This is a genomic window from Kaistia sp. UC242_56 (assembly GCF_044452255.1).
Taxonomy (GTDB): domain Bacteria; phylum Pseudomonadota; class Alphaproteobacteria; order Rhizobiales; family Kaistiaceae; genus Kaistia; species Kaistia defluvii_A.
On record NZ_JBIOAN010000002.1, the window covers coordinates 3,823,010 to 3,845,083 of the forward strand.

Below are 22,074 nucleotides of genomic sequence, written 5' to 3' on the forward strand. Positions count from 1 at the left end.
GCGGGCAGCGACCTGCGGCATGGCGATACACGCGATGCGGGTCCCTTCCTATTCTGCCCGGTTCGGTTATGGTCGCCGCGGATAGGGGAAGATAGATGCCGCTGACGACCGAACAACAAATGCTGATCGAGATGCGCGTGGCCAATGAGAGCCCGAGCACGGCCACCGCCTATCTGCTCTGGCTGTTTCTCTGGTTCGTCTCGGCCCACCGCTTCTATCTGGGCCGGCCGGGAACCGCCGTGCTGCAGATCCTCAGCTATTTCATCGCCATCGGCTTCATCTGGCTTCTGATCGATGCCTTCCTGATCCCGGGCATGATCCGCCAGCGCCAGAACGAGATCCGCCAGCGGATGATGGCCGGGATGTTCTGAGCGCCGCGAAAGGCCGCTCGCCACTTTCGCGCGAAATCCTGGCCGGTCGAGAGGATCTGCCACGGCGTCTGGACAATCCGGCGCGGGCGTCCTTAGCTACGCGCCCATTCCCAAACCCGGACGCCACGCCATGACCCATCCTGCGCTCGCCCCGAACCATGTCGCCGTGATCACCGGCGGCGCCTCCGGCATCGGCCTCGCCGCCGCCAGGAAGTTCCTGGCCCTGGGCATGAAGGTGGCCATCGCCGATTATCGCCAGGACGCGCTCGACGCGGCGGCGGCTGAACTCGGCCCCGACGTGCTGGCGGTCCGCACCAATGTCGCCAGCCGCGACGACATCGAGCGCCTGAAGGACGCGGTCTACCAGCGCTTCGGCAAGGTCAATGTGCTGATGAACAATGCCGGCACCGATGGCGCAGGCCCGGTGCTCGGTTCGTTCGAAAACTGGGAGCGCGTGATCGGCACCAATCTGTTCGGCGTCGTGCACGGCATGCAGGTGTTCGTTCCCGAGATGCTGAAAGGCACCGAGCCCGGGCTGGTGATCAACACCGGCTCCAAGCAGGGCATCACCACGCCGCCGGGCGATGCGGGGTACAACGTCTCCAAGGCCGGCGTGAAGGTGGCGACCGAAGCGCTGGCGCATGAACTGCGCAACATCGAGGGCGCCAAGGTCACGGCGCATCTGCTGATCCCGGGCTTCGTCTGGTCCTACCTCACCAAGGGCGACCGCACCGAGAAGCCGGCCGCCGCCTGGACGCCGGAACAGACGGTCGACTTCATGATCGCCTCGCTCGATCGCGGCGATTTCTACATCCTCTGCCCGGACAATGACGTGGACCGCGCCACCGACGAGAAGCGCATCCTCTGGGCCGCCGGCGACATCGTCGAAAACCGCCCGCCGCTGTCGCGCTGGCACAAGGATTTCGGCGACAAGTTCAAGGCGTTTTTGAAGGGGTAAGGCCGAGGCTCGGCGCTGCATCCAGACAAGCAAGGCCCTCACCCAACCCTCTCCCGCAAGCGGGCGAGGGCTTTTCGGGCGGCGTGGTGTCGAGGTGGGGGTCTATGTTGGCAGGGCGCGCCGTAACCAAGCGGGCTCGGCGAGCCCCCTCTCCCGCGTGCGGGAGAGGGCTGGGGTGAGGGTCTTCCGACTTCCGCCCCCCCCCACCACCGACCAACAAAAAAGCCCCCGCTCGACCGAGCGGGGGCTTCTTCATTCGAACCGTGCCGCGGCTTGGAAGCCGTCAGCCCTTGTTCTTGTTGTAGACGTCGAACACCACGGCGCCGAGCAGCACGAGGCCCTTGACCACCTGCTGCCAGTCGACGTTCACGCCCATAATCGACATGCCGTTGTTCATCACGCCCATGATGAAGCCGCCGACGACGGTGCTTATCACCTGGCCGACGCCGCCCATGGCGGACGCACCGCCGATGAACACCGCCGCGATGACGTCGAGCTCGCTGCCGAGACCCGCGGCCGGCACGGCCTGGCCAAGACGCGCCGCGATGATCAGGCCGCCCAGTGCCGAAAGCACGCCCATGTTGATGAAGACGAGCAGGGTCAGGCGTTCGGTCTTGATGCCCGAAAGCTGCGCCGCCTTGATGTTTCCGCCCATCGCATAGACGCGGCGGCCGATCGTGGTGTGCCGCGTGATGAAGACGAAGAACGCTACCAGGATGCCCATGACGACCAGCACGATGGGGAAGCCGCGATAGACGGCGAACTGGTAGACGAAGAACAGCGCCAGCGCCGAGACGACGATCGTCTTGACGACGAAAAGGACGAAGGGCTCTGCCTCATAGCCATGACGCTCGCGCGTGCGGCGGGCGCGCAGGCCCGAAACGGCATAGGCCAGCACGGCGATGACGCCGAGCAGGAGCGTGGTCAGGTTGAGCGTGACGCCGCTGCCGAAAACCGTCTTGCCGGCGGCATTGACCGTCGGAGGGATCAGCACCCAGGTGCCGAGCACTTCCGGCAGGAAGCCCGAGCTCAGGGCCTTGAACGAATCCGGCAACGGGCCGACCGACGAGCCGCCACCCAGTAGTCCCTGGCAAAGGCCGCGGAAGACCAGCATGCCGGCGAGCGTGACGATGAAGCTCGGTATGCGGTGATAGGCGATCCAGTAGCCCTGCGCCGCGCCGATCGCGCCGCCGACGATAAGGCAGAGGATGGCGACGACCAGCGGGTTGGCGAAGAAGCCGCCCAGCGGCCAGATCACCATCATCATCGCGGCCAGCGCGCCGATGAAGCCCGCGACCGAGCCGACGGAGAGGTCGATATGGCCGGAGACGATGACGAGCAGCATGCCGAGCGCCATCACGATGATGAAGCTGTTCTGCTGCACGAGATTGCTGAGATTGACCGGCTTGAACAGCGTGCCGGTCGTCAGCTGGAAGAACACCATGATGGCGATCAGCGCCAGGATCAGCCCGTATTCGCGCAGGTTCGAGACGAACGACGAAACGGGGACGCGGGTGCCGGTCGGGACGTCCTGGGCGACGCCGGTCTGGGGGTTTGGAGCGGTATCGGTGCTCATGCTGCTTTTCCTTCTCCGCGCACAATGGCGCGCATGATCTTTTCCTGGCTCGCCTCGCTCGCCGGCATCTCGCCGACGATCGCACCCTCGTTCATGACGTAGATGCGGTCGGAGATGCCAAGAAGCTCGGGCATTTCGGATGAGATGACGATGATCGCCCGGCCCTCGGCCGCCAGCCGCGCAATGATCGTGTAGATCTCATACTTGGCGCCGACGTCGATGCCGCGCGTCGGCTCGTCGAGAATCAGCACTTCGGGATTGGCGAAGAGCCACTTGCTCAGCACCACCTTCTGCTGGTTGCCACCCGAGAGATTGCCGGTCTTCTGATAGACGCTGGGCGAGCGGATGTTGGTCTTGGTGCGGTATTCGTTGGCGACGTCGAGTTCCCGGAGGTCGTTGATGACGCCGTTCGTCGACACGCCCTTCAGATTGGCGATGGTGATGTTGTTCTTGATGTCTTCAATCAGGTTGAGGCCGAAGACCTTGCGGTCCTCGGTGACATAGGCGAGGCCCTGCTTGACCGCCTTGCCCACCGTCGAGACGTCGACCGGCTTGCCGTGCAGTTCGACCTCGCCGGTGATCTTGCGGCCATAGCTGCGCCCGAACAGGCTCATGGCGAATTCGGTCCGTCCGGCGCCCATCAGTCCGGCAATGCCGACGACCTCGCCCTTGCGGACATTCAGGTTGATGTTCTTGATGACCTGCCGGTCCGCATGCAGCGGATGGTAGACCGACCAGTTCTTCACCTCGAAGAAGACCTCGCCGATCTTGGGATCGCGCGGCGGATAGCGGTCCTCGAGCGAGCGGCCCACCATGGAGGTGATGATCCGGTCCTCGCTGATCTCGCTCCGATCCAGCGTCTCGATCGTGCGCCCGTCGCGAATGACCGTGACATGGTCGGCGACGCGATTGATCTCGTTCAGCTTGTGCGAAATGATGATCGAGGTGATGCCCTCGCGCTTGAATTCCAGCAGCAGATCCAGCAGCGCCTGGCTGTCCTTCTCGGAAAGACTTGCCGTCGGCTCGTCCAGGATCAGCAGTTCGACTTCCTTGCTCAGCGCCTTGGCGATCTCGACCAATTGCTGCTTGCCGGTGCCGATATTGGTGATCAGGGTGTTCGGGTCCTCGCTGAGACCGACCTTCTTCAGCAGGGCGCGGGTGCGCTTCTCGTTCGCGCCCCAGTCGATCACGCCGAACTTCGCGTGTTCGTTGCCGAGGAAGATGTTTTCGGCGATCGACAGCATCGGGACCAGGGCCAGTTCCTGGTGGATGATGACGATGCCCTTCTCCTCGCTGTCGTGAATGCCCCTGAAGTGGCATTCCTGGCCGCGATAGATGATCTGGCCTTCATAGTCGCCGGACGGATAGACACCCGACAACACTTTCATCAGGGTCGACTTGCCGGCCCCGTTCTCGCCGCAGATGGCGTGGATTTCGCCTTCCTCGACCTTGAGATTGACGTTGGAGAGCGCCTTGACCCCTGGGAAGGTCTTGGTGATGTCGCGCATCTCGAGAATATAGGAAGGCATGGCGGACCGCTCCGGCGCAGGTATACGGACCAGGGGACGTTAGCCCCTCGCCCGCCAGACGAGAAGGGGCCTCGCCTGGGCGAGGCCCCCAATCTGGATCGTGTGATTACTTGAGTTCGTCGGCCTTGATGTAGCCCGACTCAACCACGAGCTTCTCGTAGTTGGTCTTGTCGACCTCATGCGGGGTCAGCAGGATCGAGGGCACGACCTTGACGTCGTTGTTGTACGTCTTGGTGTCGAGGTTTTCCGGCTTGCCGCCCGAGAGGACCGTGTCGACGAGCTCGACGGTCGACTTGGCGAGGTCGCGGGTGTCCTTGAACACGGTCGAGTACTGCTCGCCGGCGATGATCGCCTTGACCGAAGCGGTCTCGGCGTCCTGGCCGGTCACGATCGGCCAGGGCTGCTCGGCGGTGCCGTAGCCGACGCCACGCAGCGAAGCGATGATGCCGCGCGACAGGCCGTCATACGGCGACAGGATGCCGTCGACGCGCTTGCCGTCCGAGTAGTTGGCCGACAGCAGGTTGTCCATGCGGGCCTGCGCGGTGGCGGCGAGCCAACGCAGCGTGCCGACCTTGTCCATGCCGACCTGGCCGGAGACGATCTTGATGGAGCCGTCATCGATCAGCGGCTGCAGGACCGACATGGCGCCGTCATAGAAGAAGAAGGCGTTGTTGTCGTCCGGCGAACCGCCGAACAGCTCGACGTTCCACGGCTTGGTGTCCGGGAAGCGTTCCTTGAGGCCCTTGACCAGCGAGGTCGCCTGGATGACGCCGACGCCGAAATTGTCGAAGGTCGTGTAGTAATCGACGTTCGGGGTCTTCTTGATCAGGCGGTCATAGGCGACGACGACGACACCGGCGTCGGCAGCCTTCTGCAGCGCGTCCGACAGCGTCGTGCCGTCGATCGAGGCGATGATCAGGGCCTTCGGGCCCTTGGTGATCTCGTTCTCGAGCTGGCTGAGCTGGTTCGGGATATCGTCCTGAGCGTACTGCAGGTCGACCGTGTAGCCCTTGGCCTCGAGCTGGGACTTGACGGCGTCGCCATCGTTGATCCAGCGCTGCGACGTCTTCGTCGGCATCAGGACGCCGATCAGGCCCTTGTCTTCTGCATGCGCTGCCGGTGCGAGCGCCAGCATGCTGACGGTAACTGCCGCGAGCGCGGACTTGAACAACTTCATTCGTCTTCTCCCTAATAGTACGACGTTTGCTCACGCGTGTCGCCAAGCCGCTTGTGTCAGCGAGCTCTGTCTTCACGAACCTACGATCACAATGCCCTGCAACCTCTCGGTTGCGGCCGTTCGTCCACCCGCCCTACCGGGCCAGACTCCGCTCGGCACGACTTGGTATGATTTATTTCGGCCTCCAGTCAAACACGTTTTTGCGTGTAGCGCTTCCACTCCGCCTGCACGGTGAATTTGGCGGTAATTTCAGAGCGCTTGGCAATAGTCGGATGAATGAACGCGCCGAGTCGCGCTTCCCGCCTCGCAAGTCATGCCGATCGGCTGCGTCGCGATCAGGCGATCGGCCTCGCAGGTCTAAGCGGCGCTGAACCGGAATATCCCCAGGGAGCGCAGGAATTGCGCGATCCGGCAGACAGTCAAACCGCATGCCGTAAGGGGAACTACTGGCAGACGACCGAGCGGGCAAGGCGCCATATCTGCCGCAGCAGGATTCACCACCATGGCGGCCCGTGCCCTATTGCTTCAGGGGCGCCGACTCGCGCCGAAGCAAAAAGCGCGGCATGATACCGAGCGGGATCATCAAAGCTTCGGGTTCGCCACCATGATCGCCTTGGCTCTGCGCGTCGCGCTTCTTCTGCTCCTGGTCTCGGCCGGACAGGCCCGGGCCGAGACTTTGCCCTTGCCGGCAAACCTGGTCGGCGCGGCGACCGAGAGCGGCGAAGCCCTGCTGATCGAGTCCGAAGCCCGCGAAGCCTATTTTCCGCTCGTCCAGAATTTCGTCACCCAGAAGACCCAGTCCTTCTGCGGCGTCGCCTCGATGGTGATGGTGCTGAACGCAGCCGGCGTGCCGGCGCCCGACGTCCCGGAATACCGCCCCTACCGGACCTTCACGCAGGACAACCTGCTCGACGCGAAGACCGACGCCGTGGTCCAGCGCAGCACCATCCTGATGCAGGGCATGACGCTCGATCAGTTGGGCGGTGTGCTGGCGACCCAGCCGCTCACCGTCACGGTGACCCATGCCGAGGACACGAGCCTCGACGCGTTCCGAAGCGCGGCGCGCAAGCATCTGGCAACGCCCGGCCAGTTCGTTATCGTCAACTACCTGCGCAAGTCGATTCGGCAGGAACTCGGCGGCCACATCTCGCCGCTGGCCGCCTATGACGCCGACAGCGACCGCTTCCTGATTCTCGACGTCGCCCGTTACAAATATCCGCCCGTCTGGGTCACCGCCGCCGACCTCTTCGCCGCGATGAACACGCCCGACGCCGACAATGGCAACCGGACGCGGGGCTACGTGCTGGTATCGAAACCACCCTCGCCCTGACGAGCCGCCCCTGCCGTCATGAAGGTCCAGCCGCTCTCGGCTAGGATGAGCCGTCTGATTCGCCTCGTCACTGGCAGGACCGACCGTGCGTTTCATTGAAGTCTTCGAGTTCTGGCCCTTCCTCGACACCGTCGTCAGCCTGACGGCCGCCTTCATCTTCGGCACGGCGGTCGGTGCCGAGCGCCAGTATCGCCAGCGCACCGCCGGATTGCGGACCAACGTGCTGGTCGCCGTCGGCGCGGCCGCCTTCGTCGATCTCGCCATGGCGATCACCGGCCCGGCGGAAGCGGTCCGGGTCATCTCCTATGTCGTTTCCGGTGTCGGCTTTCTCGGAGCCGGCGCGATCATGCGCGAGGGCATGAACGTCCGGGGCCTCAACACAGCCGCGACGCTCTGGTGCGCGGCGGCGATCGGCGCCTGTGCCGGCGCCGACATGATCGCGCATGCGGCCCTGGTCACGGTGTTCGTCATCGCCGGTAACACGCTGCTGCGGCCGCTGGTCAATGCCATCAACCGCATTCCGCTCAACGAGGAGGCATCCGAGGCGACCTATGAGGTGACCGTCACGGTGCGCGACAGCGACCTGCCGCGGCTGCGCACCATCGTCGCCGACATGCTCGAAAAGGCGCACTATCCGGCCGGCGATCTCGAAGTCGTCGATCGCGGCGAGAACCTCGCCGAAATCGTCGCGACGCTGGTCAATACCGCCGTCAACGCCGCGGAGATGGACGCCGTGGCCCGCCGGATCGGCAGCCTGCCCGGCGTCATCCACGCCTCCTGGGCGATCAGCACCAAGGACTGAGGCCCGCGCTCTGCGACCGGCCTCCGTCTGAACCCTCCTCTTGAGGGAGGGCCAAAGCGAGATGCGGTTTTGGGGAGGGGTTCGTCGTGGAACCGCCGAGTAGGCCATGCATCAGACAGCAGCCGCCCGGTAAATCGCCCCTCCCCGAAAACGCGAAGAGCGTTTTCGACCCTCCCTCAAGGGGAGGGTTCAAGAAAGGAAAGCAACTCCTCACCACCGCCCCACTCCCACCGCGCGGGCGAGGGAGCGGACGGAGCCCGACCCTTATCGCCGCTTCGGTCCCTTGCGGCCGGCCGAACTGCCCGCCCGGCCACCGACCGAACGCCCGCCCGGCCGATGATTGGTCGTCATCGGATCAGGCCGCTGCGGGCGCTCATGTTCGTCGGCGGCGACCGAGGTCATGTTCGAACTCGCGCCCATCTCGTCCAGATGCGGCTTGCGCGCCCGCGTCGCGACGGGGATCTCGGTGCGCTTCACCGTCATCTCGTCGAGATCGTTCTTGCGGGCCCGCGTCGCGGGTTCCGGCGGCAGGTTGGCGGCGCTGCCATATTTGCGATCGCCGCGATAACCGCCGGTGCGATCGTCGATCGCCGACTGCCGCGCCAGCGGATCGTCGGCAATGGCCAGTTCCGTCTCCTTCAGGCGCTTGATCTCGTCGCGCAGGCGGGCCGCCGTCTCGAATTCGAGGTTCATGGCGGCGTCGCGCATCTTCTTTTCGAGCGCGTCGAGATGCGTCTTCAGATTGTTGCCGACAAGCGCCGTATCGGCGAGGCCGGCATCAACCGTGACGTGATCCTGCTCGTAGACCGAGGACAGGATGTCGCCGATATCGCGCTTGATCGAAGCCGGCGTGATGCCGTGTTCGATGTTGTAGGCCATCTGCTTTTCGCGGCGACGCTCGGTCTCGCCCATCGCCCGCTCCATCGAGCCGGTGATGCGATCGGCATACAGGATAACCTTGCCGTCGACATTACGCGCGGCGCGGCCAATGGTCTGGATCAGCGACGTCTCGGAGCGCAGGAAGCCTTCCTTGTCCGCATCCAGGATGGCGACGAGGCCGCATTCCGGGATGTCGAGGCCTTCGCGCAGCAGGTTGATACCGATCAGCACGTCGAAGGCGCCGAGCCGCAGGTCGCGGATGATCTCGATGCGCTCCAGCGTCTCGACGTCGGAGTGCATGTAGCGGACGCGAACGCCGTTCTCGTGCAGATATTCCGTCAGGTCCTCGGCCATGCGCTTGGTCAAGGTCGTGACCAGCGTGCGGTAGCCCTTCTTGGCGGTCTCGCGCACTTCGCCGAGCAGGTCGTCGACCTGCGTCTTGGCGGTGCGGATCTCGACCGGCGGATCGATCAGCCCGGTCGGGCGGATGACCTGCTCGGTGAAGACACCGCCGGTCGCTTCCATCTCCCAGCTACCGGGCGTTGCCGAGACGTGCACCGTCTGCGGGCGCATCGCGTCCCATTCCTCGAAGCGCAGCGGCCGGTTGTCCATGCAGGAAGGCAGGCGGAAGCCATATTCGGCCAGCGTCGCCTTGCGCCTGAAGTCGCCGCGATACATGCCGCCGATCTGCGGGATGGTGACGTGGCTCTCGTCGGTGAAGACAAGCGCGTTGTCGGGAAGGTATTCGAACAGGGTCGGCGGCGGCTCGCCCGGCAGGCGGCCGGTGAGATAGCGCGAATAGTTCTCGATGCCGGCGCAGGCGCCGGTTGCCTCGATCATCTCGATGTCGAAACGGCAGCGCTGCTCCAGCCGCTGCGCTTCCAGCAGGCGGCCGGCCGCCTCCAGCTCGGCTAGACGCAGGCGCAGCTCCTGCTTGATCGAGGCGATCGCCTGGTTGAGCGTCGGCTTCGGCGTCACATAGTGCGAGTTGGCGTAGACCTTGACGAATTTGAGCTCGGCCGTCTTCTGCCCGGTCAAGGGATCGAACTCGGTGATGCTCTCGACCTCGTCGCCGAACAGCGACAGGCGCCAGGCGCGGTCCTCCAAGTGGGCCGGGAAGATTTCGACCGTGTCGCCGCGCACCCGGAAGGAGCCACGCACGAAGTTCAGGTCCTGGCGCTTGTATTGCAGCGCCACCAAGTCGGCGAGCAACTGACGCTGGTTGAGCTTCTCGCCCAGCGTGATGCCGAAGGTCATCGCCGTATAGGTCTCGACCGAGCCGATACCGTAGATGCAGGAAACCGAGGCGACGATGATGACGTCGTCGCGCTCCAGCAGCGAACGCGTCGCCGAATGGCGCATGCGGTCGATCTGCTCGTTCACGGAGGATTCCTTCTCGATGAAGGTATCCGTGCGCGGCACATAGGCTTCCGGCTGGTAATAATCGTAATAGGAGACGAAATATTCGACGGCGTTCTCCGGAAAGAACGACTTGAACTCGCCATAGAGCTGGGCGGCGAGCGTCTTGTTCGGCGCAAGGATCAGAGCGGGCCGCTGCGTCTCCTCGATGATTTTGGCCATGGTGAAGGTCTTGCCGGAGCCGGTGACGCCGAGCAGCACCTGGTCGCGCTCCTGCTCGGCCACGCCGGCCACCAGTTCGCGGATCGCATTCGGCTGGTCGCCGCGCGGCTCGAAGGGCGAGACGATCTGGAACGGCTTGCCGCCTTCCGACTTCTCCGGCCGCGGCGGCCGGTGCGGCACCCAGGTCTTGTCCTTGATTTCGGGACGGCCGGTCTCGATCAGCGCCGAAAGCGCCGCGACCGTCGCCGTCACCGACGAGGCGGACATCGATTCCGCTTCCTCGAGGCTGATCTCCAGGCCGGAAACCGGGTTGAGGCCGCTGGCCGCGCGCTCGCGCGCCGTCGCCGCCACGCCGATCGACGTGCCGCGCCCGGACTTGTGCGTGTCGCCTTCCGCCTTCTTATCGGTCTTCTTGCCCTTCGCCTTGCGACCGGCATCGACCGGCAGGTCAACCAGTTGCATGCGCTCGGGACGGGCGCGCGGGGCGCGCTTCGGCTTGGGGGCGATCGGCTCGGCATCCGCCGCGCGCGCGATCTCCTCCATCCAGTCGGCGATGTTGCCCGACAGGGGAGTACCTTCGAGCGGAGCCTGCGGCGCTTCGCCGAAGCCGGAAGTTTTGGGACGCTTGGCCATGGGTACGAAAAGTAGAACGTCCGGATGCGAATTTGAAGAGGTCGGATGCAAAGTTTGCCGCTTCGGAATGCCGGCACGAGACTGATATAGTCGGGGGATGCGCCAGAACGCCCTCCTCAACCTCGATATCCGCAGCTATGGCGGCGCCAGCGATCCGCATCGGCACGATTTCGCGCAGCTGGTCCTGCCGCTGAAGGGAACGCTGGCCATCGACATCGCCGGACGGGAACAGCGACTCGATGCGTTTCGCGCCGCCTTCGTCGAGACCGGCGCGCCGCATTCGCAGGCAGGCGACCGCGCCAATCGCTCGCTGATCGTCGACCTCGACCTCGCCAGCCTGGATCCGGAAGTCGCCGACCGCCTCGTCGCCCGCCCCTTCCTGCCGCTGGCGCCGGCGGCGAACCGGCTGGTCGACTATATGAGCTTCGTGGCTGGCGGTGGCGGCGCGCGCGGCGACCAGTTGGAACACTGGCTGCCGCTGCTGCTCGATGCGCTGGTGCAGGCGCCGGCCCGGCCGCAATCGCGGCTGGCCGCCCTGCTCGGCCAGATCGAGGCGGCGCCCGACCGTTCCTGGACCACCGAGGCGATGGCCGAGCGCACCGCGATGAGCGTCAGCCGCCTGCATGCGCTGTTCCGCAGCGAACTCGACACGACGCCGGCGGCCTGGCTGTCGGAATTGCGCCTGAAGCGAGTGCGCGAATGGCTGGCGACATCGGATGCGCCGATCGCCGAACTCGCCTTTCGCGCCGGCTATTCCGACCAGAACGCGCTGACCCGCGCCATGCGCCGCGCCACCGGCCTGACGCCCGCCGCCTATCGCCGCCAAAGGCGCGCCGAAGGCCTGTCCCGTTGACGGACAGCGCGCCGAACGCGCTTGGCGAGGCCGGGCCTAAAATGCGATAGCTTCGGCCGAGAACCGCGCAGCCCGACATGACATCACCGGGTCTTTCCGGGAGATGATCGTGACAAGCGACGGCAGGATGTGGATTGGAGTGGGCTGCGGCGTCGCGGCCGGCGCGCTGTGGGGCCTGGTGTTCCTCGCCCCGCAGCTGGTGCGCGAATTCACGCCGCTGCAGCTCGCCGCCGCCCGCTATCTCGCCTATGGCCTGTTCGCGACCGCGCTGATCGCGCCGCGCTGGCGCCGGCTCACCCGCGGCCTCGGCGCGCGCGAATGGGGAGCGCTGGTCTGGCTCAGCCTGCTCGGCAACATCATCTATTACGTCCTGCTCGCCAGCGCCGTGCAGCTTGGCGGCATCGCCATGACCTCGCTGATCATCGGCTTCCTGCCGGTGGCGGTCACGCTGATCGGCAGCCGCGACCAGGGCGCAACGCCCTTGATCCGGCTGGCGCCGTCGCTGGTGCTCGGCACGGCGGGGATTCTCTGCATCGGCTGGCAGTCGCTCGGATCGATCGATGCGGGCCTGCGGCCGGGCGGACTGGTCGGCCTCGCCTGCGCCATCGGCGCGCTGGCCTCCTGGACGAGCTATGCCGTCGGCAATGCCCGCTGGCTGGTCCGCGTCCGGCATATCTCATCCTATGACTGGAACCTGCTGACCGGCGTGGTCACCGGGGGGCTGGCGCTGCTCCTGCTGCCGCCGGCGCTGCTGATCGGCGCGCAATCCCACGAAGCCGACGCGTGGCTGCGCTTCGCCGGGGTCGCGGCCGGCGTCGCGTTCTGCGCCTCCATCATCGGCAATGCCTGCTGGAACTGGATGAGCCGCCTGATGCCGCTGACCATGGTCGGCCAGATGATCCTGTTCGAGACGCTCTTCGCGCTGCTCTACGGATTCCTGTGGGAACGCCGCCTGCCGACGACGCTGGAAAGCGTCGCCATCGTCCTGGTGGTGGCGAGCGTGCTCGCCTGCGTCACCGCGCACCGCGCCCGCGAGGGCGACCGGCCGGCGGTCAGCCCGCCCTAGGCAGGCTCATGATCTGCTCATAGAGATGGCGCGGGATCCGCACGCCATGCGCCAGGCTGCGTGCCCGCGCCTCGTAGCGCCGAAGCGAGGGTAGCCGCGCGCCCTGGTCGGAAATCGCCGAGAAGAGCCGCTCGCTGCTCGCCTGGTTGTCGCGCGTGCCGCCGAGGATCTTCGGATCGAAGGCCATCAGGATCTCGCCATGCGCCGGCGCCGCCTTGACGCCATCGTCGAAATCCATCGATTCAAGGCTGGTCATGTCGGCGATCAGCGGCCCGGCCAGCAGCTCGATCATCGTCGAGAGCGCGGAGCCCTTGTGTCCGCCGAAGGTCAGCATCGCGCCATTGAGGGCTGCCGCCGCATCGGTGGTGGGATTGCCGTCCGCGTCGATCGCCCACCCCGGCTGCAGCGGCTTACCGGCCATCTTGTGCAGCGAGATGTCGCCGCGCGCGATCGCGCTGGTGGCGAAGTCGAACACATAGGGATTCTGCCCTTCGCGCGGCCAGCCGAAGGCGATCGGGTTGGTGCCGAGCGCTCCCTTGGTGCCGCCCGCCGGCGCGACCCAGCTATGGCTCGGCGTCATGGCGATGGCGACCAGTCCCTGCGCCGTCAGCATCTCGATCTCGGGCCAGAGCGCCGAGAAGTGGAAGCAATGATTGATCGCCAGCACGGCGACGCCGATCGACTTGGCCTTCTCCACGAAAGTCGGCAATGCCGCCTCGAAGGCCGGCAGCGAGAAGCCGAAGCCGGCATCGACCTTGGTCACCGCCGCCGTGGTGTTCTCGACAACCGGCGCGGCGGCTCGATTGAAGCGCGGATGGTTGATCGTCTGGACGCAGCCCGGCAGCCGGAACAGGCCATGCGAATGGCATTCATCGCGCTGTCCCTCGGTGATGACGCGGGCGACCGGCGTGGCCTGGGCTTCGCTGAGCCCGGCCGCAATCAGCACGGACTTCGAGAGTTCGAATACCTGGTCGAGCTCGAGGGCGACCGTGTCGCCGGAATGTGCCTGGTTCAAATCGTGCCATCCTGCCCAATATCGCGTTGGTGCCTGTCTACCAGCGCCCCGGAGCGCCGACAACGTGACGGGCGGGAAGCCCTCTCCGGTCGATTGGCGAAAATTGGCATCGCGCCCTGTCGATCCCGCTGTCGGTCATCCGTCGTGTTGTCAGAAGCCGGAGCTGCCCGGCTCGCCAAGGCACCCGATCCAGAGGAGTTCGCCATGCGGTTCATGATCCTCGTCAAGGCCAACAACGACACGGAAGCCGGCGTGATGCCGGAAGAAAGGCGGATTGCCGAGATGACGGCCTATCACGAAGAACTCGCCAAGGCCGGCGCCCTTCTCGATGCTTCCGGCCTCCAGCCCTCCTCCAAAGGCGCCCGGATCCTCTTTCCGCCCGCGGCCAGCGCTCCGTCATCGACGGCCCCTTCGCCGAAGCGAAGGAACTGATCGCCGGCTACACGATCATCGAGGTCAAATCACGCGACGAGGCGATCGAGTGGGCGAAGCGGATGCCGAACCCCGCCGGTGACGGCAAGGAGGGCGAGATCGAGCTGCGGCAGCTGTTTGAACTCGAGGATTTCGGACCCAGCGAGGCGATCGATCGCCTCCGCCAGATGGAAGCGGGCGCAAGGCCCGCTTGAACATTCCCGCACGACCCCACCACGCAGAACAGGACAAGACCATGCGCTTCATGATGCTGATGATCCCCAAGGGCTACGAGACCGCGACGCCGGGCACCATGCCGGAGGCGGACGCCGTGGCCCAGATGATGAAATACAATCAGGCCCTGCAGGACGCCGGCATCCTGCTCTCGTGCAACGGCCTGCATCCGCCCTCCATGGGCGCGCGGGTCAACTTTCAGGGCGGCAAGCCCAGGGTCAGCGACGGCCCATTCGCGGAGGCCAAGGAGGTGCTTGGCGGCTACTGGATGATCAACGTCAAGTCGCGCGCCGAAGCGATCGAATGGGCCAGCCGGTGCCCGGCCGGCGACAACGAGATCATCGAGGTCCGCCAGGTCCAGGAAATGGAGGACTTCCCCGCCGACGTGCAGCAAGCCGCCGCCGGCTTCGAGACCATGCAGGGGGGCTCGGCCGGGCGCTAGCCTGCGCCGGCCGGAAGACCATCATGCTCAAATTCCTTCTCATCGCGGCGATCATTCTGGTCGTCGCGATCCTTGCGGTCCTCGCTTATGCCGCGACGCTTCCGGGCCGCCTGCGCGTCGAGCGCCAGGCGCGCATCCAGGCGCCGGCGGCCGCGATCTTTCCGCTGATCAACGATTTCCATCGCTGGGCCGAATGGTCGCCCTATGAAACGATCGACCCGACCATGAAGCGAAGCTTCGATGGCGCACCGGCCGGCAAGGGCGCGGTCTACCAGTGGAGCGGGGACGGCAAGGCTGGCGCCGGACGGATGGAGATCGCCGACACCGCGCCGCCTTCCCTCGTCCGCATTCGCCTCGACTTCACCAGGCCGATGCGAGCCAGCAACCTCACCGAATTCACGCTGGAGCCGGATGGCGACGCCACACGCGTGCGCTGGAGCATGGAAGGCCCGACGCCGTTCATCGGCAAGCTGTTCGGAATATTCGTCGACATGGACCATCTGATCGGCCGCGATTTCGCGACCGGCCTCGCCAATCTCAAGATGGCGACGGAGGGACGATAGGTCCTCGCGCCGCGTGTCTTGCGTCTGCCGACGGGACGTGGCCTGATCCGCAGCCGTGACACGTACCGAAACCCATCAGGCGATCAGCGCGGTCTGGCGGATCGAGCAGGCAAAGCTCGTCGCCAGCCTTGCGCGCATGCTGCGCGACATCAGCCAGGCCGAGGAGCTGGCGCAGGATGCGCTGGTGGCGGCGCTGGAACGCTGGCCGGAAACCGGCATTCCCGACAATCCCGGCGCCTGGCTGATGGCGACCGCCAAGCGGCGCGCCATCGACCGCATCCGCCACCGCAAGCTGGCCGACGAGAAGCACGCCGAGATCGGCTATATCAGCGATCTCGACCAGGACAGCGTCGTCGATGCGCTCGAGGCGCGGCTCGACGACGACATTGGCGACGACCTGCTGAAGCTGGTCTTCACGGCGTGCCATCCGATCCTCTCCGCCGAGGCTCGCGTCGCCCTGACGCTGCGGCTGATCGGCGGGCTTTCGACCGGCGAGATCGCCCGCGCCTTCTTCGTGCCCGAGCCGACCGTGGCGCAGCGCATCGTGCGGGCCAAGCGCACGCTCGCCGATGCCAACGTGCCCTATGAAGTGCCGCGCGGCGACGAGCGGGCCAAGCGCCTCGCCTCGGTGATCGAGGTCATCTACCTGATCTTCAACGAGGGCTATTCGGCCACCGCCGGCGAGGACTGGATCCGCCCGCAACTGGCCGACGAGGCGGTTCGCCTCGGCCGCATCCTGGCCGGCCTCGCGCCGAATGAGCCGGACGTGCATGGCCTCGTCGCGCTGATGGAAATCCAGGCGTCGCGCTTCGCCGCCCGGGTCGGCCCGAACGGCGAACCGGTGCTGCTGATGGATCAGAACCGCACGCGCTGGGATCACCTGCTGATCCGTCGCGGCCTCGCGGCGCTGACCCGCGCCGAAGCGCTCGGCCCCCGCGGCACCTATACGCTGCAGGCGGCGATCGCGGCCTGCCATGCCCGCGCGCCGACCGCCGAGCAGACCGATTGGGGCCGCATCGCCAGCCTCTACGCCGAACTGGCCCGGATCGCGCCCTCGCCCGTCGTCGAGCTAAACCGCGCCGTCGCCGTCGCCATGGCCGAAGGGCCGGCAGCCGGCCTCGCCCTTGTCGAAACGCTGGCGAACGAGCCGGTGCTTGCCACTTCGCATCTGCTGCCGGGCGTCCGCGCCGATCTGCTGATGAAGCTCGGCCGCCTCGCCGAGGCGCAGGCCGATTTCGAACGCGCCGCCGCCCTCACCCGCAACATGCGCGAGCGCCAGCTGCTGCTCGATCGCGCCGCGACCTGTGCCAATGGCATCGCCGTTTGAGCCTGGCCCTCGCCCGCCCTTGCGCCGGAAGCCGACACGCCGTAGGGAGCAGCGCTGTGGCACAGGAGGATCGGATGACCGACACGGACGCTGGCGGCGCTCTTGCCAGCCGAATCGAGGCGCTGGAAATCCGCATCGCCTATCAGGACGAGACGATCGAGGATCTGAACAGCGCGATCACCGCGCAGTGGAAGCAGATCGATTTCCTGACCCGCAAGATTTCCCAGCTGACCGACCAATTGCGCGAGACGACCGAACAGATCGGCCGCCCCGGCCTGCCCGAGCCCCCGCCGCCGCATTATTGACGGCCACTCGGGACATTGAAGGGTGAAACAGCCCCCATCTCACCTCTCCCTCAGGGAGAGGTGAAGGATAGTGCGTGCCCCGCTCGCGCGTCGCGCTGCAGGCCGAACACTCAGGTGACGTAGGCGACGACCCAGAGCGCTACGGCGATGGCGATGCCGTCCTCGAGCAGCGCGATCGCGAGGTCCTTGCCGCCCGTCGCCGCGACGAGGCTACGGCGCGCCTCATAGCCACCCAGCGTACCGATGACGGCGCCGATCGCCCCGGCGATCAGGCCGACGATCCAGACCCCGCCGGCGAAGCCGATCGCCGCGCCGCAGACGGCGCCCATGAAGATGCGCGTCCCGAACTGCACCGGCACCTTGCGGCTCGGCGTCGACGGCAACTGGTCGGTGATCAGCTCGACGATGGCGAGCAAGGTGAGGATCAGCGGCGCCAGCCAGTGGCTCAGGAAGGAGAGCCAGCTGCCATCCAGGTTGATCCAGCCGAGATAGGCGGCCCAGGCGACCGCGGCCGGCGCGGTCATGGCGCGGAGCCCCGCGACGACGCCGATTAGAAGTGCCAGAACGTAAATGAACATGCTGTCCCCCTTCGTTGCCCACAACCATAGGTGCGGGATTTCCGGTAGCCTTGGCCAGAAAAATCGTCAACGTCGGAAAGAAATCCTCCGGCTTCCGCCGGTTGATGCCACGCCCCGATCAAGCTTGCGCGGACGCGCATGAAAAAGCCGGCAACGATGCCGGCCTTCTGGGTTAAGCGGCTGCCTCGGCGCCCTCTTTCCGCCGCTGGCGGATCGGGTTCGGCAGTTCGATCTCGACCTCCAGCGTCGAGACGGCATCGCCGCGCTGCATCTTCACCTGGACCTTGTCGGCCGGGATGTCGACGTGGCGGGCGATCACGCCGAGGATCTCTTCCCGGAGCTTGGCGATCAGGTCGCTGGCGCCTGCCGTGACCCGCTCGTGCTGCAGCAGAATCTGCAGCCGGTCGCGTGCCACCGGCGCGGAAGAACGCGAAGGCTTGAAGAAGTTGAAGATCGTCATGCAGCCCTCCGACCGAAAAGCTTGCTCATGAAGCCGCGCCGCTCAGCCGGAACGACCATCGGGATGGTCTCGCCTTCGAGGCGGCGGGCCGCGTCGAGATAGGCGCGCGCCGGAGCGCTGTCCGTGTCGACCAGCGTGACCGGGCAGCCGACATTCGAGGCGTTCAGGACGGCCTCGCTCTCGGGAATGATGCCGAGCAGCGGGATCGACAGGATCTCGAGAACGTCCTCGACCTTCAGCATCTGGCCACGCTCGGCCCGGGCTGCGTCGTACCGGGTGAGCAGGAGATGCTTCTCCATGTACTCGCCCTTCTCGGCCTTGACCGTCTTCGAATCCAGCATGCCGATGATGCGATCGGAATCGCGCACCGACGAGACTTCCGGATTGGTGACGACGATGGCGACGTCGGCATGGCGCATGGCCAGCATGGCGCCGCGCTCGATGCCGGCCGGGCTGTCGCAGACGACCCAGTCGAAATGGCCGCGCAGCTCTTCCATGACGCGGGCGACGCCCTCTTCGGTGAGCGCATCCTTGTCGCGGGTCTGCGAGGCGGGCAGCACATAGAGCGTGTCGAGCCGCTTGTCGCGGATCAGCGCCTGCTGGAGCTTGGCTTCGCCCTGCACGACGTTGATGAGGTCGTAGACCACGCGGCGCTCCGCGCCCATGACGAGATCGAGATTGCGCAGGCCGACATCGAAATCGACGACGGCAACCCTCTGGCCGGACAGGGCCAATGCAGCGCCGATGGCGGCGGTGGACGTCGTCTTGCCCACCCCGCCCTTGCCCGATGTCACAACGAGAACCTGAGACATTGCTTGTGCTCCTTGCTGGCTCAGGCCAGCGCCGCCATGTTCATCTTGTCATTTGCGAGCCAGGCCTGGACCGATCGGCCGCGAAGGCTCGCATCCAGGTCATCCGCAGTCTGGTAGAGGCCGTCGATGGCGATCAGTTCGGCCTCGAATTTCTGGCAGAAGATCCGCGCCCCGGCATTGCCGGTCGACCCGGCGATCGCGCGACCGCGCAGCGTGCCGTAGATATGGATCGAGTTGCCGGCGATGATCTCCGCGCCCGAGGCGACGGAGCCGACCACGGTCACGTCGCCCTGCGGGAAGATGATCGACTGGCCGGAACGGACCGGCGTCTCGATCAGCAGCGACGGGACCGCGCGGTCCACGAAGCTGTTCTTGGGTGGCTCGGCGGACGGCTTGTGCAGGATTTCGGTCTGCTTGCCACCACTGACGGATGGCGGCATGCCGAAGCCGAGCCAGGACGGATCGGCGCCCTCGACTCCCATCACCTTGATCTCGCGCTCGTAGAGCATGGCGATCAGCTCTGCGAAGTCGCGCTTGGTGATGGCGAGGCCGGTGACGTCGAGAATGACGGGGCGACTGGCGAAGTAGCCCTCGGAACGTTTGGAAAGCTTGTCGAGTTCGGCCAGCCAATCGGCCAGCGGAAGCTCGGGCGCCAGGACGGTAGCGAGGAAGGACCTTCCCCGGAACCGGATTGCTGCGCGTTGTTTGGAAGCGGGAGTAGCCACGGTCGCTCTTTGCCTTCTGTTAAGCAATGTGTGCGACACGCTGGTTAACGAGTGGTTAACCACGCGGGGCCCGTTAAGGGTTTGAAGGGCAAAAGTGAGGAATTCCGAAGGGGTTAGGGCGCGCAAAAAAATTCGAGTTGCAGGCGCCGGCCCCATCAACACGAACGCGAAAAGCCGCTCGTTTCCTGCGTTTTCCTGCCGGTCGCTGCGTCATCCCGCAACGCGCCGCTCTCAGCCAGGGCGCCCTCCCCGCGAATCGCCAGCAGGCCCCGAATCAGCCCCGCGTTAACGATTGTCGCGGCGCTGCGGAGCATCAACATCCCGCCACAAGCCTATGGGACAGCGGCCGTTTCCGCCTTCGCGGCCAGCGCCTTCCGGACCTCCGGCACCACCTTGGTCCCGAACAGCTCGATCGACTTCATCATCTTGTCATGCGGCAGCGTGCCGACGCTGAACTGGATCAGGAAGCGGTCATGGTCGAACAGTTCGTGCTGGTAGAGGATCTTTTCGGCCACCTCCGAGGGGCTGCCCACAAAGAGCGCGCCATGCAGTCGGCGCTGGGCCTCGAACTGGCCGCGCGTTGTCGGCGGCCAGCCGCGCTCCTTGCCGAGCTTGGTCATCACGGCGGCGAAGGGCGGATAGGCGATGTCGGCCGCGTCCTGCGAATTCTCGGCGATGAAGCCGTGCGAATTGATGCCGACGCGCAGATGGGTCGGGTCGCTGCCGGATTCCTTTGCGGCGCGATGGTAGAGGTCGACCAGCGGCTGGAAATGGGCCGGGTTGCCGCCGATGATGGCGATCGCCAGCGGCAGGCCAAGCACCGCTGCCCGCACGACCGATTGCGGCGTTCCGCCGACCGCGATCCAGACCGGCAGAGGATCCTGGACGGGACGCGGATAGACGCCGAGGTCGTGGATCGCGGCGCGATGGCCGCCGGGCCAGGTCACCCGCTCGGCTTCGCGCAGCTTCAGCAGCAGGTCCAAGTTTTCCGCGAACAGCGCGTCATAGTCACCGAGGTCGAAGCCGAACAGCGGGAAGGATTCGATGAACGAGCCGCGCCCGGCCATGATCTCGGCGCGACCGTTGGACACGAGGTCGAGCGTCGAGAAGCGCTGGAAGACACGGACTGGATCGTCCGAGGAGAGAACCGTGACGGCGCTGGAGAGACGGATCGTCTTCGTCCGCGCCGCGCCGGCCGCCAGGATCACGTCGGGGGCGGATACCAGATAGTCGGACCGGTGATGCTCGCCGAGACCGAAGACGTCGAGGCCGACCTGGTCGGCCAGTTCGATCTCCTCGATCAGATTGCGCACGCGCTGCACCGGATCGAGCCGGGCACCCGTTATCGGGTCGGGCATATTGTCGCCGAAGGTATAGATGCCGAATTCCATTGGGGTCACCTCTTCGGGCGCTTCGGAGCAGAACGGCCCGGATCGCCGCAGATATGGCGATATCCCCGTCGCTGGTCAGCCCCGACGCAGGAAGACGCATCGTCAACCGATACGAGCATCGCATCGCCGACGGGCGGGCGGGCCCGACGGCTTTCGGTTGCCGCTCGGGCCGGCATCGCCTAAATGACAGGCTCCCCAATCGGCTGAAAGTCGCATGATGGCTGAACTAGAGAAGACCGCCGAGAAAAAGAAGTCGTCCAAGGACGGTCTCGGCGGCACCATCCGCGTCTTCGCCGAAGCGCTGATCATCGCACTCATCGTGCGAACCTTCCTGTTCCAGCCCTTCGAGATTCCGTCGGGCTCGCTGATCCCGACGCTGGAGATCGGCGACTACCTGTTCGTCTCGAAATATTCCTACGGCTATTCGCGCTACTCGTTCCCGTTCGGCATGGGACCGTTCGAAGGCCGCATCTGGGGCTCGGAGCCGAACCAGGGCGACATCGTCGTCTTCAAGGGACCGAAGGACAATTCGACCGATTTCATCAAGCGCGTCATCGGCAAGTCCGGCGACACCGTGCAGATGATCGATGGCCGGCTCTACATCAACGACAAGATGGTCGAGCGCCAGCCGATCGAGCCTTACGAGACCAAGGATTTCTTCGGTAACACGATCTCCGCGCCGCGCTACGAAGAAACGCTGCCGAGCGGCGTCAAGCACCAGATCATCGAGATCGAGGGCGATCGCGGCTCGTTCGACAACACGCCCAAATATGAAGTTCCGCCCGGCCACCTATTCATGATGGGCGACAACCGCGACAATTCGGCGGATTCGCGCGACATGCAGTCGATGGGTTTCGTTCCCAACGAGAATGTCGAGGGCAAGGCCCGCTGGGTGTTCTTCTCGATCGCCGACGGCGCACGCGTCTGGGAATTCTGGAAGTGGCCGTGGTCGATCCGCTGGAACCGGCTCTTCACCTCCATCACCTGACCGGCTCTGCGGGGATCATCCCCCGCGCCTCACTGAACGTGCGTTGCAAAATGCAATGACCGACGATT

Annotated in this window: 23 protein-coding genes and 1 pseudogene; 14 read left to right on the forward strand and 10 right to left on the reverse strand. The window is 65.6% G+C overall.

Annotated features, from left to right (window positions below):
- Positions 1–95 precede the first annotated feature (95 nt).
- Together ACHMWQ_RS20740 and ACHMWQ_RS20745 are read left to right on the forward strand one after the other, a co-directional pair.
- Positions 96–371, forward strand: coding sequence for a TM2 domain-containing protein (locus ACHMWQ_RS20740; RefSeq protein WP_354550633.1), 276 nt, complete (start codon positions 96–98; stop codon positions 369–371).
- Between the two features lie 130 nt (positions 372–501).
- Entirely contained in the window at positions 502–1,329 is an 828-nt protein-coding gene (locus ACHMWQ_RS20745; RefSeq protein WP_396308917.1) for an SDR family NAD(P)-dependent oxidoreductase, read from the forward strand.
- A gap of 283 nt (positions 1,330–1,612) precedes the next feature.
- Here the strand turns inward: ACHMWQ_RS20745 and mmsB are convergent, their stop codons facing one another.
- The 3 genes from mmsB to chvE all read right to left on the reverse strand — a co-directional run bounded on the left by mmsB (position 1,613) and on the right by chvE (position 5,611).
- The gene (gene mmsB / locus ACHMWQ_RS20750) at positions 1,613–2,905 is read right to left on the reverse strand and encodes a multiple monosaccharide ABC transporter permease (RefSeq protein WP_396308918.1); all 1,293 of its coding nucleotides are present in this window, start codon (positions 2,903–2,905) and stop codon (positions 1,613–1,615) included.
- Positions 2,902–4,434, reverse strand: a complete 1,533-nt coding sequence (mmsA, locus tag ACHMWQ_RS20755) for a multiple monosaccharide ABC transporter ATP-binding protein (RefSeq protein WP_396308919.1) — start codon at positions 4,432–4,434, stop codon at positions 2,902–2,904. Before mmsA ends, mmsB begins: the two co-directional genes overlap by 4 nt.
- A gap of 106 nt (positions 4,435–4,540) precedes the next feature.
- Entirely contained in the window at positions 4,541–5,611 is a 1,071-nt protein-coding gene (gene chvE, locus ACHMWQ_RS20760; protein WP_396308920.1) for a multiple monosaccharide ABC transporter substrate-binding protein, read from the reverse strand.
- A gap of 604 nt (positions 5,612–6,215) precedes the next feature.
- Here chvE and ACHMWQ_RS20765 point away from each other — a divergent pair.
- Both ACHMWQ_RS20765 and ACHMWQ_RS20770 read left to right on the forward strand, forming a co-directional pair.
- Positions 6,216–6,941: a phytochelatin synthase family protein gene (locus tag ACHMWQ_RS20765; RefSeq protein ID WP_396308921.1), complete on the forward strand. Its 726-nt coding sequence runs from the start codon at positions 6,216–6,218 to the stop codon at positions 6,939–6,941.
- Positions 6,942–7,026: 85 nt separating this feature from the next.
- On the forward strand, positions 7,027–7,743 hold the full coding sequence (locus ACHMWQ_RS20770; RefSeq protein WP_354550643.1) for an MgtC/SapB family protein: 717 nt from the start codon (positions 7,027–7,029) through the stop codon (positions 7,741–7,743).
- A gap of 264 nt (positions 7,744–8,007) precedes the next feature.
- Here the strand turns inward: ACHMWQ_RS20770 and uvrB are convergent, their stop codons facing one another.
- On the reverse strand, positions 8,008–10,836 hold the full coding sequence (gene uvrB / locus ACHMWQ_RS20775; protein ID WP_396308922.1) for an excinuclease ABC subunit UvrB: 2,829 nt from the start codon (positions 10,834–10,836) through the stop codon (positions 8,008–8,010).
- A gap of 97 nt (positions 10,837–10,933) precedes the next feature.
- Here uvrB and ACHMWQ_RS20780 point away from each other — a divergent pair, with 97 nt between their 5' ends.
- Together ACHMWQ_RS20780 and ACHMWQ_RS20785 are read left to right on the forward strand one after the other, a co-directional pair.
- Entirely contained in the window at positions 10,934–11,689 is a 756-nt protein-coding gene (locus tag ACHMWQ_RS20780; RefSeq protein ID WP_396308923.1) for a helix-turn-helix domain-containing protein, read from the forward strand.
- Between the two features lie 109 nt (positions 11,690–11,798).
- Complete coding sequence (locus ACHMWQ_RS20785) at positions 11,799–12,755, forward strand: DMT family transporter (protein ID WP_396308924.1); 957 nt, start codon at positions 11,799–11,801, stop codon at positions 12,753–12,755.
- On the opposite strand, the gene ACHMWQ_RS20790 is transcribed toward ACHMWQ_RS20785, so the two are convergent.
- A complete protein-coding gene (locus ACHMWQ_RS20790; protein WP_396308925.1) occupies positions 12,742–13,770 on the reverse strand; it encodes an Ldh family oxidoreductase in 1,029 nt (342 codons plus the stop codon). The two genes, ACHMWQ_RS20785 and ACHMWQ_RS20790, sit on opposite strands and share 14 nt — an antisense overlap.
- A gap of 204 nt (positions 13,771–13,974) precedes the next feature.
- Between ACHMWQ_RS20790 and ACHMWQ_RS20795 the strand changes: the two genes are divergently transcribed.
- The 7 genes and pseudogenes from ACHMWQ_RS20795 to ACHMWQ_RS20825 all read left to right on the forward strand — a co-directional run bounded on the left by ACHMWQ_RS20795 (position 13,975) and on the right by ACHMWQ_RS20825 (position 17,052).
- Entirely contained in the window at positions 13,975–14,202 is a 228-nt protein-coding gene (locus ACHMWQ_RS20795) for a YciI family protein (protein ID WP_396308926.1), read from the forward strand.
- A pseudogene (locus ACHMWQ_RS20800) lies at positions 14,202–14,249 on the forward strand (hypothetical protein); the annotation flags it as partial. The gene ACHMWQ_RS20795 and the pseudogene ACHMWQ_RS20800, both read left to right, overlap by 1 nt.
- 15 nt (positions 14,250–14,264) lie before the next feature.
- Positions 14,265–14,396: a hypothetical protein gene (locus ACHMWQ_RS20805; protein WP_396308927.1), complete on the forward strand. Its 132-nt coding sequence runs from the start codon at positions 14,265–14,267 to the stop codon at positions 14,394–14,396.
- A gap of 41 nt (positions 14,397–14,437) precedes the next feature.
- Entirely contained in the window at positions 14,438–14,857 is a 420-nt protein-coding gene (locus tag ACHMWQ_RS20810; protein ID WP_396308928.1) for a YciI family protein, read from the forward strand.
- Positions 14,858–14,880: 23 nt separating this feature from the next.
- Positions 14,881–15,420 carry an SRPBCC family protein gene (locus tag ACHMWQ_RS20815; RefSeq protein ID WP_396308929.1) on the forward strand — a complete coding sequence of 180 codons (540 nt, stop codon included), beginning with the start codon at positions 14,881–14,883 and terminating at the stop codon, positions 15,418–15,420.
- A 55-nt stretch (positions 15,421–15,475) separates the two neighbouring features.
- Entirely contained in the window at positions 15,476–16,747 is a 1,272-nt protein-coding gene (locus ACHMWQ_RS20820; RefSeq protein ID WP_396308930.1) for an RNA polymerase sigma factor, read from the forward strand.
- 74 nt (positions 16,748–16,821) lie between these two features.
- Positions 16,822–17,052 carry a SlyX family protein gene (locus tag ACHMWQ_RS20825; protein WP_354550659.1) on the forward strand — a complete coding sequence of 77 codons (231 nt, stop codon included), beginning with the start codon at positions 16,822–16,824 and terminating at the stop codon, positions 17,050–17,052.
- Positions 17,053–17,162: 110 nt separating this feature from the next.
- On the opposite strand, the gene ACHMWQ_RS20830 is transcribed toward ACHMWQ_RS20825, so the two are convergent.
- The 5 genes from ACHMWQ_RS20830 to ACHMWQ_RS20850 all read right to left on the reverse strand — a co-directional run bounded on the left by ACHMWQ_RS20830 (position 17,163) and on the right by ACHMWQ_RS20850 (position 21,018).
- Positions 17,163–17,630, reverse strand: coding sequence for a DUF4126 family protein (locus ACHMWQ_RS20830; protein WP_396308931.1), 468 nt, complete (start codon positions 17,628–17,630; stop codon positions 17,163–17,165).
- 172 nt (positions 17,631–17,802) lie between these two features.
- The gene (gene minE / locus ACHMWQ_RS20835) at positions 17,803–18,090 is read right to left on the reverse strand and encodes a cell division topological specificity factor MinE (protein WP_354550662.1); all 288 of its coding nucleotides are present in this window, start codon (positions 18,088–18,090) and stop codon (positions 17,803–17,805) included.
- Positions 18,087–18,902 (reverse strand): septum site-determining protein MinD, encoded by an 816-nt coding sequence (gene minD / locus ACHMWQ_RS20840; RefSeq protein WP_354550664.1) that lies wholly within the window; start codon positions 18,900–18,902, stop codon positions 18,087–18,089. The genes minE and minD overlap by 4 nt, the downstream gene beginning before the upstream one ends.
- 20 nt (positions 18,903–18,922) lie before the next feature.
- Positions 18,923–19,627 carry a septum site-determining protein MinC gene (gene minC, locus ACHMWQ_RS20845; protein ID WP_266329741.1) on the reverse strand — a complete coding sequence of 235 codons (705 nt, stop codon included), beginning with the start codon at positions 19,625–19,627 and terminating at the stop codon, positions 18,923–18,925.
- A 332-nt stretch (positions 19,628–19,959) separates the two neighbouring features.
- The gene (locus ACHMWQ_RS20850; protein WP_396308932.1) at positions 19,960–21,018 is read right to left on the reverse strand and encodes an LLM class flavin-dependent oxidoreductase; all 1,059 of its coding nucleotides are present in this window, start codon (positions 21,016–21,018) and stop codon (positions 19,960–19,962) included.
- A 214-nt stretch (positions 21,019–21,232) separates the two neighbouring features.
- On the opposite strand from ACHMWQ_RS20850, the gene lepB reads away from it, so the two are divergent.
- On the forward strand, positions 21,233–22,006 hold the full coding sequence (gene lepB / locus ACHMWQ_RS20855; protein WP_396308933.1) for a signal peptidase I: 774 nt from the start codon (positions 21,233–21,235) through the stop codon (positions 22,004–22,006).
- Positions 22,007–22,074: the final 68 nt, after the last annotated feature.

What these genes read in the sequence shown, in the direction of transcription:
- ACHMWQ_RS20740 (WP_354550633.1), top strand. Translation starts at nt 96, where the DNA reads ATGCCGCTGACGACCGAACAACAAATGCTGATCGAGATGCGCGTGGCC.
- ACHMWQ_RS20745 (WP_396308917.1), top strand. Translation starts at nt 502, where the DNA reads ATGACCCATCCTGCGCTCGCCCCGAACCATGTCGCCGTGATCACCGGC.
- mmsB (WP_396308918.1), bottom strand. Translation starts at nt 2,905, where the DNA reads ATGAGCACCGATACCGCTCCAAACCCCCAGACCGGCGTCGCCCAGGAC.
- mmsA (WP_396308919.1), bottom strand. Translation starts at nt 4,434, where the DNA reads ATGCCTTCCTATATTCTCGAGATGCGCGACATCACCAAGACCTTCCCA.
- chvE (WP_396308920.1), bottom strand. Translation starts at nt 5,611, where the DNA reads ATGAAGTTGTTCAAGTCCGCGCTCGCGGCAGTTACCGTCAGCATGCTG.
- ACHMWQ_RS20765 (WP_396308921.1), top strand. Translation starts at nt 6,216, where the DNA reads ATGATCGCCTTGGCTCTGCGCGTCGCGCTTCTTCTGCTCCTGGTCTCG.
- uvrB (WP_396308922.1), bottom strand. Translation starts at nt 10,836, where the DNA reads ATGGCCAAGCGTCCCAAAACTTCCGGCTTCGGCGAAGCGCCGCAGGCT.
- ACHMWQ_RS20780 (WP_396308923.1), top strand. Translation starts at nt 10,934, where the DNA reads ATGCGCCAGAACGCCCTCCTCAACCTCGATATCCGCAGCTATGGCGGC.
- ACHMWQ_RS20795 (WP_396308926.1), top strand. Translation starts at nt 13,975, where the DNA reads ATGCGGTTCATGATCCTCGTCAAGGCCAACAACGACACGGAAGCCGGC.
- ACHMWQ_RS20805 (WP_396308927.1), top strand. Translation starts at nt 14,265, where the DNA reads ATGCCGAACCCCGCCGGTGACGGCAAGGAGGGCGAGATCGAGCTGCGG.
- ACHMWQ_RS20810 (WP_396308928.1), top strand. Translation starts at nt 14,438, where the DNA reads ATGCGCTTCATGATGCTGATGATCCCCAAGGGCTACGAGACCGCGACG.
- ACHMWQ_RS20815 (WP_396308929.1), top strand. Translation starts at nt 14,881, where the DNA reads ATGCTCAAATTCCTTCTCATCGCGGCGATCATTCTGGTCGTCGCGATC.
- ACHMWQ_RS20825 (WP_354550659.1), top strand. Translation starts at nt 16,822, where the DNA reads ATGACCGACACGGACGCTGGCGGCGCTCTTGCCAGCCGAATCGAGGCG.
- ACHMWQ_RS20830 (WP_396308931.1), bottom strand. Translation starts at nt 17,630, where the DNA reads ATGTTCATTTACGTTCTGGCACTTCTAATCGGCGTCGTCGCGGGGCTC.
- minE (WP_354550662.1), bottom strand. Translation starts at nt 18,090, where the DNA reads ATGACGATCTTCAACTTCTTCAAGCCTTCGCGTTCTTCCGCGCCGGTG.
- minD (WP_354550664.1), bottom strand. Translation starts at nt 18,902, where the DNA reads ATGTCTCAGGTTCTCGTTGTGACATCGGGCAAGGGCGGGGTGGGCAAG.
- ACHMWQ_RS20850 (WP_396308932.1), bottom strand. Translation starts at nt 21,018, where the DNA reads ATGGAATTCGGCATCTATACCTTCGGCGACAATATGCCCGACCCGATA.
- lepB (WP_396308933.1), top strand. Translation starts at nt 21,233, where the DNA reads ATGATGGCTGAACTAGAGAAGACCGCCGAGAAAAAGAAGTCGTCCAAG.